General features: G+C 68.7%; 9 protein-coding genes and 1 pseudogene. 5 read left to right on the forward strand and 5 right to left on the reverse strand.

What is annotated here, in order from left to right; all coding sequences use genetic code 11:
* Both CWC38_RS12440 and tvaA read left to right on the forward strand, forming a co-directional pair.
* Positions 1 to 127: pseudogene (locus tag CWC38_RS12440) on the forward strand (IS5/IS1182 family transposase); the annotation flags it as partial.
* Between the two features lie 672 nt (positions 128 to 799).
* Positions 800 to 1,030 (forward strand): thioviridamide family RiPP peptide, encoded by a 231-nt coding sequence (gene tvaA, locus CWC38_RS09940; protein ID WP_121846591.1) that lies wholly within the window; start codon positions 800 to 802, stop codon positions 1,028 to 1,030.
* Between the two features lie 161 nt (positions 1,031 to 1,191).
* On the opposite strand, the gene CWC38_RS12585 is transcribed toward tvaA, so the two are convergent.
* From CWC38_RS12585 to CWC38_RS09955, 4 genes are all read right to left on the reverse strand, one after another.
* Positions 1,192 to 1,317, reverse strand: a complete 126-nt coding sequence (locus CWC38_RS12585) for a hypothetical protein (RefSeq protein ID WP_276309577.1) — start codon at positions 1,315 to 1,317, stop codon at positions 1,192 to 1,194.
* Positions 1,314 to 1,622, reverse strand: a complete 309-nt coding sequence (locus CWC38_RS12265; RefSeq protein WP_206059892.1) for a transposase — start codon at positions 1,620 to 1,622, stop codon at positions 1,314 to 1,316. Before CWC38_RS12265 ends, CWC38_RS12585 begins: the two co-directional genes overlap by 4 nt.
* Before the next feature lie 128 nt (positions 1,623 to 1,750).
* The gene (locus CWC38_RS09950; protein WP_124106160.1) at positions 1,751 to 2,023 is read right to left on the reverse strand and encodes a hypothetical protein; all 273 of its coding nucleotides are present in this window, start codon (positions 2,021 to 2,023) and stop codon (positions 1,751 to 1,753) included.
* A gap of 112 nt (positions 2,024 to 2,135) precedes the next feature.
* Complete coding sequence (locus CWC38_RS09955; RefSeq protein WP_121846593.1) at positions 2,136 to 2,636, reverse strand: Lrp/AsnC family transcriptional regulator; 501 nt, start codon at positions 2,634 to 2,636, stop codon at positions 2,136 to 2,138.
* A 189-nt stretch (positions 2,637 to 2,825) separates the two neighbouring features.
* Here CWC38_RS09955 and hisC point away from each other — a divergent pair, with 189 nt between their 5' ends.
* Genes hisC through CWC38_RS09970 form a run of 3 tightly spaced genes read left to right on the forward strand, consistent with a single transcriptional unit; the run spans position 2,826 to position 7,084 of the window.
* Positions 2,826 to 3,959, forward strand: a complete 1,134-nt coding sequence (gene hisC, locus CWC38_RS09960) for a histidinol-phosphate transaminase (protein WP_121846594.1) — start codon at positions 2,826 to 2,828, stop codon at positions 3,957 to 3,959.
* Between the two features lie 7 nt (positions 3,960 to 3,966).
* Entirely contained in the window at positions 3,967 to 5,403 is a 1,437-nt protein-coding gene (locus CWC38_RS09965) for an amino acid permease (RefSeq protein WP_121846595.1), read from the forward strand.
* Positions 5,404 to 5,413: 10 nt separating this feature from the next.
* Positions 5,414 to 7,084 carry a thiamine pyrophosphate-dependent enzyme gene (locus CWC38_RS09970; RefSeq protein WP_121846596.1) on the forward strand — a complete coding sequence of 557 codons (1,671 nt, stop codon included), beginning with the start codon at positions 5,414 to 5,416 and terminating at the stop codon, positions 7,082 to 7,084.
* A 99-nt stretch (positions 7,085 to 7,183) separates the two neighbouring features.
* Here CWC38_RS09970 and CWC38_RS09975 read toward each other — a convergent pair.
* Positions 7,184 to 8,596, reverse strand: a 1,413-nt coding sequence (locus tag CWC38_RS09975) for a hypothetical protein (RefSeq protein WP_240625205.1), incomplete at its 5' end; no start/stop codon positions are given.

Genomic DNA, 8,596 nt, shown 5'->3' on the forward strand with positions numbered 1-8,596 from the left:
CTACTGCCAGCTCAAACAATGGCGCGCCATCGCGACCCGGTACGACAAACACGCTGTGACCTACCGCGCCGCCATCATCCTGCACTCCGTCATCACCTGGGCGAAGGCTTTGTCAGACACGCCCTAGATGACGTACGGGCTCGTCCTGCTTCTCAAAGTAGCGAAGGAGTGCATAGCCACAGGATCACACTACTTTCCACTGGCCCGCGGCAGCCGTGAGTGACCTCAAGCATGGCGGTGCTCACCGGCAACAGCTCACACGTGTCCGCGTTGACCTAGAAAACAGGGCAACGGCAGACCTCACAACATTGGTAACCGAGCAACTCGCCGGTACGAACGAGCGTGGCTTCCGCCTCCGAAGCGTCGAGGAAGTCATGCTCGGACTTGATACGGCGCCACTACCTCCTTCTCCCCATGCAGGCCAAAAGTGCTGCAGACTCCTCCCGCCAGTGACCATGGTTTTAGCGTCAGGCACGACCCGCCTCCCTGTTGCCAGACCCCTTTGGCTCTGCCGAGCCGGAGCATATCGACGGGTCGAGCACCTTCAAGGTGGTCGTCCGACCCGTACATTCGATCTTCCCCCGACCAGCCCTGCCGCACCTCGCAGAAGCGTCGGTACGGCCCATACATGTTCATCCCAGAGTGCCTCGGTGTCCATATCACCAGCGCCGGTGGCCATTCCGCGTCGTCTTGCACCAAAGCGAATCTTAAGAAGAGTATCAGCAACAGAGAATGACCTTGCCATAGAGTGGCTTCAGCGGAGAACCGCTGAAGCCACTCCCTGAACGAAGGAATCATCATGGACAACGTCAACTCCCAGATCACCGATGCCCAGGCTTTCGAGGACCTCGTCTCCAAGGTTCAGGAGATGGACACTCCGGAACAGGCCACCTCTGCAGTGGCCGACCTGGCTGGCATCGACTCCACTGAACTCCAGAAGTTCCTGGAAGAGAAGTCCGGAATTTCTCCCGACGAGGAGGCTCAGGGCTCGGTGATGGCTGCCGCGGCTTCCGTCGCGTTCCACTGCTGAGGTCCTCTCGTCTCAGCCTCGAGACCCCGGAACACGCAGATTTTGCGTGAGCTCCGGGGTCTCATTGCCTTTCCACCGCACTTCGCGCTGTGCCGGCGGGGAGTCTCTGTCAAGTCGGTCGTCGAAGGCGTCGAACAGGGCGTTCGCCCGGTGGGCCTCGATCAGCCGATCAGCTCGGACTTGGTGACCTGCTGTTTCCGCCAACGGTAGTAAGGCTGGCGGGAGAGCTTCAGGACCCGCAGGGACACCGCGACGGGAATTCCGTCGTCGTCGACGAGCTCGGTCACGAGCGGGTGGAGCCTTCTCCCGGCAGGCCCGCCTGGGGAAGGTAGGCCGCCGCACGGCGGAGGACCTCGTTCTCCTGCTCCAGCAGCCGGTTCCGGCGACGCAGATCTCGCAGCTCGGAGGACTCTTCTCGAGTCTTGCCGGGCCGGGCGCTGTCCTCGACATCGGCCTGACGCATCCAGTTCGTCAGACACAACTCGGAGATCCCGAAGTCCTTCGCGATCACGGCGAGCTTCTCGCCATGTTCGCGGTTCTTCGCCACGCGCACGACGTCGTCACGGAACTCCTGGGGATAGGGAGCAGGCATAGTCCACATCCTTCCCTGCAACGCTCCTCAGCGCCACAGCTCATGTGACACCTACCTGCGCATCAGTCCCAGGTTCAGGCCACGAAGTCCCCGACTGAGGTCGGCATGGCCCGCATAGTCAGTACAGGTCAATCGGCCCAGGCCAACCTGGCACCGTCGGCGGTGATAGGTCCGTTCGACCCAGGAGATGCACGCGGCCCGAATGCAAGAGGCAGACCGTCTTCCTTCCCCATCTGGGAACGGTGCTGACTGCTCCAGACCGGCATCAAGCAGAGTTGGCCGTCTTCGGAGGCCAGCCACGCAACGATGATAGCCATGTCGTCGGGCTGGTCGACCCGGCTCAGCACGACGCCGAAGACCACACCTTCCTCGGCAGTCAAGCAGGTGTACAAAATCTTCACTGCTTATGTACACGCGTTGGCCGGAGCACCGGCGTTTGCCCTGGTCAGCGAGTTTCGTGGAACACCCACCGCAGGAGACCCCGTTCGACCGGATGGTCGGGCGGGACTTTCATCATTCCGGCTCCTGACCGGACGGCTTGGCACCCACCCCGCCCACCTGAGCGAACAGCGGCAGCACGCGGTTCTGGAAGTGGGTCTGCAGCACCACGACACTGCGGGTCCGGTTCACGGCGCCGGTGGCGTTGATCGCGTCGAGAACGCGCTGGAGGTCGTCGTTGGAGCGGGCGACCACCCGGACCATCACGTCGTGGTCGCCCGAGACCGTGTACATCTCGATCACCTCGGGGATCTCGCGCAGCGCCTCCCCCACGGGAACGTGGCCCACCCCCTGGCTGATCTCGATGGAGACGATCGCCATGACGGGATAGCCGAACCTGGCCGGGTTCAGGGCGGGTGCGACACCCTGGATCACACCCGCGGCCTTGAGCTTGTCCAGCCGGGCCTGCACGGTGGGCCGCGCCACCCCCAGGGCACGCGAGGCGGCCAGCACCCCGATCCCCGAGTCCTCCGTGAACAGCTGCACGATCCGGACGTCGAGCTCGTCGATCTTCATCTCCGATTCCCCTGACTGAGCACGGGCCCGGCGTCGCCGCACGGGTTCTTCCCCTGACACATTGTGCAGGGAACAGCCGCAGAGCCTGCGAAAAAATGGGCATTGTGCTCATCATAGGATGAACCGGTTGTGCACTCTCGTGCTCCGTGTCACTGTGACTGCCACCACACATCCCTCAAGGAGTCATACGTGTCTCACCATGCCTCGGAGGACGCGGGCCGATCCGCCGTGTCCCTGCGATCCGCGCTGCAGTCCCTTCCCCCGTACAAGCCGGGGAAGTCCGCGGCGTCGTCGGACGCCGTCCAGTACAAGCTCTCCTCGAACGAGAACCCGTACCCGCCGCTGCCGTCCGTCCTGGACGCCGTGAACCAGGTGTCCCCGCAGATGAACCTCTACCCGGACATGACCTGCCAGGCCGTCACGGAGGCCGTGGCGAACCGGTGGGGCGTGGAACCGTCCGCCGTGAGCTTCGGCAGCGGATCCGTGGAGGTGGCCTCCCAGATCATCCGCGCGGTGTGCGACGAGGGTGACGAGGTGGTCTTCGCGTGGCGCTCCTTCGAGGCCTACCCGATCCTCACCGGGCTGGCCGGCGCCACGGCCGTGAAGGTGCCGCTGACCGCGGACGAGCGGCACGACCTGCCGGCCATGGCCGCCGCCGTCACGGAACGCACCAAGGTGGTGCTGGTGTGCACGCCGAACAACCCCACCGGCACCTCCGTGACCGCGGACGAGCTGCACGAGTTCATGGCACGGGTGCCCAGCAACGTGCTCGTGGTGGTGGACGAGGCCTACGTGCACTTCAACGTGGACCCGGCCGCCGCCCGCGGCATCGACTTCTTCCGCGAGTACCCCAACGTGGTGGTCCTGCACACGTTCTCCAAGGCCTACGGCCTGGCCGGGCTGCGGATCGGCTACGCGATCGCCCCGGACTACATCAGCGCGGCCCTGCGTGCGGTGGCCATCCCCTTCGGCGTGAGCAACCTCGCGCAGCAGGCCGCGCTGGCCAGCCTGGCCGCCGAGTCCGAGGTGGAGGAGCGGATCACCGCCCTCGTGGAGCAGCGCGACCACGTGCACCAGCAGCTCACCGAGCAGGGCTGGGACGTCGTGGAGTCCCAGGCGAACTTCGTGTGGCTGCGCACCGGCGAGCACACGGAGGAGGCGGAGCAGATCTTCGCCCGTCACGGCGTGATCGTCCGCGCGTTCGCGGGCGAGGGCATCCGGGGGAGCATCGGCTCCCCCGCGGGCAACCAGACCTTCATCGTGGCGGCGCAGGACGTGCTGAACCACCTCAATGCGGCAACGACGCCGTCGAACGGGAGCTGACCCAGACATGAGCACCACCACTTCGCAGACGCCGGAACGGACCCCGGACGTCTCCACCGCCACCGTGCGCGGACTCAAGCCCCGCCAGCTCACCATGATGGGCCTGGGCGGCGCGATCGGCGCCGGGCTGTTCCTGGGCAGCGGCAAGGGCGTGGCCGTGGCCGGGCCCGCCATCCTGATCTCCTACATCGTCGCCGGCGCGCTCGTCGTGCTCGTGATGTGGATGATCGGCGAGCTCTCCGCCGCGAACCCCACCAGCGGCGCGTTCTCCGCCCACGCCCAGAACGCGTTCGGCCCCGTGGCCGGCTACACCGTGGGCTGGTTGTACTGGGTCCAGCTGGCGGTGGTCACCGCGGCCGAGGCCAACGGTGCCGCCACCATCCTCACCGGGATCCTGGGTGAGAGCGTGGTCGGAATCGCCGTCCCGCCCACCTGGGTGCTGAGCGTGGTCTTCATGGCCGTCTTCACGGTCGTCAACATGTTCGCGGTGAGCAAGTACGGCGAGTTCGAGTTCTGGTTCGCGTTCCTCAAGGTGGGCGTGATCCTCGCGTTCCTGGTGGTGGGCATCCTCATGCTGCTCGGGGTGATCCCCGGCCACGAGGGCGGGCTGTCCAACTTCACGGACTTTGCCCCCACCGGCATCGCCGGGGTGGGCGCCGGTCTGCTCATCGTGATCTTCGCGTTCGGCGGCACCGAGATCGTCGCCATCGCCGCGGGCGAGACCGCTGACCCGCAGAAGAGCGTGGCCACGGCCATCCGCACCGTGGCGTGGCGCATCGTCCTGTTCTACATCGGCACCGTGTTCATCATCGTGGCCATCCTCAAGCCCTCCCAGGCGGACGCCCCCGAGGGGCCCTTCGCGGCCGTACTCAACGTGGCGGGTCTGCCCGCCGCGGGCAGCATCATGGCCCTGATCGCCGTGTTCGCGCTGCTCAGCGCCCTGAACGCGAACATCTATGCCGCCTCGCGCATGATGCACTCGCTGGCGCAGCGCAACTACGCCCCCGCGGCCATCAAGCGCACCGCGAGCAACAGCGTGCCCCGCCGCGCGGTGCTGCTGACCGTGTCCTTCGGCTTCATCGCGAGCATCCTGGAGGCGATCTTCCCCGGCAAGGTCCTGGAGACGCTGCTGTCCATCGTGGGCTCCACCATCATCATGGTCTGGATCTCCGTGTCGGCCTCGCAGATCACGCTGCGCCACCGCCGGGAGCGCGAGAACCCCGGGGTGAAGTCCACCACGTACCGGATGCCGCTGTTCCCCTTCCTGTCCTACCTCACCGTGGCGCTGCTGGTGCTGATCATCGTGGTGGCCATGCTGGACCCCGCCACCCGCACCCAGCTGCTCCTCACCGTCACCGCCACGATCCTGATCGCGGTGACCGGCATCTTCGTGACGCGCCGCACCGAGCAGCCCACCGCGGTCCACGCGGACACGCACGAGTAGGAGCACGCCCGTGAGCACGCACGACGACGCCGCGTCCGCATCCTCCGAACTCACCGCCGGCCAGGCCGCGGTGGCGGGGTTGCGGGAGCACGGGGTGGACACCGTGTTCGGCATCCCCGGGGTGCAGACCTACGAGCTCTTCGACGCCCTGCGGCGGGAGGAGGGGATCGAGGTCATCGGGGCCCGCCACGAACAGGCCTGCGCGTACATGGCCCTGGGCTACGCACAGTCCACCGGGCGCCCGGGGGTCTACAGCGTGGTGCCGGGCCCGGGCGTGCTCAATGCCAGTGCGGGCATGCTCACCTCGCTCGCCACGAGCACGCCCACGGTGTGCCTCACGAGCGAGATCCCCACCGAGTTCATGGGCAGGGGCATGGGGCACCTGCACGAGATGCCGGACCAGCTGGCCACGGTGTCCTCGTTCACCAAGTGGGCCACCACCGTGACGGACCCCGCAGAGGTTCCCGCCGCCGTGGCGGAGGCGTTCACGGAGGCCACGAGCGGCAGGCCCGGGCCCGCCGTCGTCGCCATTCCGTGGGATGTGCTCACGCAGAAGGCGCGGATGGCACCGGCCGCCGGACCCGTACCGGCCACGCCGGCCGCGGACGCGCGTGCCGTGGAGCGTGCGGCCCGGGTGCTGGCCGGGGCGCGCAACCCCATGGTCATGGTGGGCAGCGGTGCCCGGCACGCCGGCGCCGAGGTGCTGGCGCTGGCCGAGAAGCTGCAGGCGCCGGTGGTCTCGCTGCGGGGCGGCCGAGGCATCGTCTCGGACGAGGACCCCCTGGGGTTCACGTGCGCGGAGGGCTTCGAGCGCTGGGCGGACACGGACGTGCTGCTGGGCATCGGGACCCGCCAGGAGCTGGTGTGGTTCCGCTGGCCGGACACCCCCGACGGTCTGCGCACCATCAACGTGGACATCGACCCCGCCCAGCAGGACCGGCTCACCCCGGACGTGGCCCTCACGGGTGACGCCCGAACCGTGGCGCGGCAGCTGCTCGACGCACTGGAGGGTACGCCCCCACGGGAGTCCCGCGTGGCCGAGCTCGCAGCGGCCAAGGAGCGGGCCCGCGCGGAGATCGCGCGGCTCACCCCGCACAGCGAATATCTCGCCGCAATCCGCGGGGCCCTGCCCCGGGACGGCTACTTCGTGGAGGAGGTCTCGCAGATCGGCTTCGCCTCCTACTTCGCGCTGGACGTCTACGAGCCCCGGCACTTCATCACGGGCGGCTACCAGGGCAACCTGGGCTACGGCTTCCCCACGGCACTTGGTGTGCAGGCCGCCCACCGGGACGCCGTGGTGGTCTCCGTGACCGGTGACGGCGGGTTCATGTACGGCGTGCAGGATCTGGCCACGGCCGTGCAGTTCGGGCTGAACGTGGTCACGGTGGTCTTCACCAACAACGCCTTCGGCAACGTGCAGGCGGACCAGGTGCGGATCTACGGCCACGGCTCGGCCACCGAGCTGGTGAACCCGGACTTCGTGGCCATGGCGGAGTCCTTTGGCGCACTGGGCCTGCGGGCCACCTCCCCCGCCGAGCTGGGCCCGGCGATCGAGCAGGCCATCCGCGCGAAGCGGCCCACGGTCATCGAGGTCCCCATGCCGCTGTCCCTGGAGCAGAGCCCCTGGAGGTTTCTCATGCCGGCCAGCCGCGCGCAGGCCGCGGAGCCGGAGCGCTCCTGACCCTGCCAAAGGTGAGGCGGAGGCGGGGCTCCCGAGCCTGGACCACGGTCTCCGGGCGCAGGGGCACCGCCTTTCTCCGCAGGGCGGGCCGGTGCGGTCTCAGCCCCGTGTGACGGTGACCTTCCCGGTGGCGCGGTGCCACGTGGCCACGTACCCGTTGGAGAACTTCTGCGCCAGTCCCCCGGCCACGGCGTACTCGTCCGTCACGGGGTACCCCCAGCCGTGCTCGTGCCCGGCCCTCTGCCACGCCGAGCCGATTCCCCCGCTCAGTTTGACCACGTGCGTTCCCGTGCGCGGGGAGTACATGGCGCGGAACCTGGCGTCCCCGTTCCGGAAGTCCTGGTAGGCCCCGCCCGGCAGGGCCCGCTCCGCCGCCACGGGGTAGCCCCACGCGCGCTCCAGTCCCGCGGCACGGTAGGCGTTGCCGATGCCGCTGCCCCACCTCACGGGGTGGGCGCCGGTCTGCGGGCTCCAGTAGTAGGTCCAGTCCCGGGTGAAGCCCTGGTGCATCCCGCCGAGGTGGCCCGTGGACTTCTCCGGCGAGGTGGGCTGCCCGTAAACGGCGGCCCCGCCCGTGGCGAGGTAGTCGGTGCGGATGGCGCCGCGCAGCCAGGACGCGGGCGGCGTCGTCGTCGAGGCGGCGGGCAGGGAGGCGAGGTCCTGGCGCAGCAGGCCCACGATGTCGTAGTCCTCGTGGTCCAGCCCCGGCAGCGTGGACAGGCGGGTGCGCGTGAAGCCGTCCGCGGCGTAGCGCTTCTGACCCGTCCGGGCGGCCGTGAGCGCGGACCAGGTGGGCGGGTTGGTGCTGCCGGGGCCGTCCTCGGAACCCACGTGCCACGTGAGCGGGAGGCCTCGCACCGCTGTGCCGGGGGTGCTCTGCATGCCGTACGAGCCCCCCCCGCCGATGATCGTGGCACCACCGCCCCGGATCCAACTCTGCCGGTCCGCGAGCAGCTCGTACGTGATGAACTCGGCGCCGCCCGAGTAGCCGGCGACCCACACGCGGGAGGTGTCCAGCCCGTGGCGGCTCGTGAGCGAGGCCTGGAGCGCTCGGAACCAGTCGCCGTTGCCGTCCGCGTCCTCCCACCAGGTGATGCCGTCGCCGCGCGCATCGTGATCCGGGGACAGGGGGACCACCAGGACCATGTTCTTCTTCCGGGCCTCCGCGGCCATGGCGCGCAGCTCGGCGCCTTCGGGACGGCCCACCCAGGAATCCTGCGGTTTCCGGTGGTCACCGCCCAGGTAGTACACCGCGCCCACCGCCTTCGAGCGGTCGATGCCGTCCGCGTAGACGTGGTACGTGGAGGTCTTCCCCGCCGCCGTGAACGTCTGGTGGAACGCGGTGGTGGGCGCGGTGGCACCCGCCCCGGCCGCCGCACCCGCCGCGGGCTTCGCCGGGGCCTGCACGGGAGGTCGGACCGGCGACGTCGTCGGCTGTGCTGCCGGTGGGGTCGGGGGGCCCGGCGCCGGGGCCGCCACGGCGGCCGGCGAACCGGTCAGGAGGGTCAGCAG

Origin of the sequence: Kocuria tytonicola (assembly GCF_003687455.1) — a bacterium.
GTDB classification, from domain to species: domain Bacteria; phylum Actinomycetota; class Actinomycetes; order Actinomycetales; family Micrococcaceae; genus Kocuria; species Kocuria tytonicola.

Excerpts from the sequence above, each read along its gene's own strand:
- tvaA (WP_121846591.1), top strand. The coding sequence starts at position 800 with ATGGACAACGTCAACTCCCAGATCACCGATGCCCAGGCTTTCGAGGAC.
- CWC38_RS12265 (WP_206059892.1), bottom strand. The coding sequence starts at position 1,622 with ATGCCTGCTCCCTATCCCCAGGAGTTCCGTGACGACGTCGTGCGCGTG.
- CWC38_RS09955 (WP_121846593.1), bottom strand. The coding sequence starts at position 2,636 with ATGAAGATCGACGAGCTCGACGTCCGGATCGTGCAGCTGTTCACGGAG.
- CWC38_RS09965 (WP_121846595.1), top strand. The coding sequence starts at position 3,967 with ATGAGCACCACCACTTCGCAGACGCCGGAACGGACCCCGGACGTCTCC.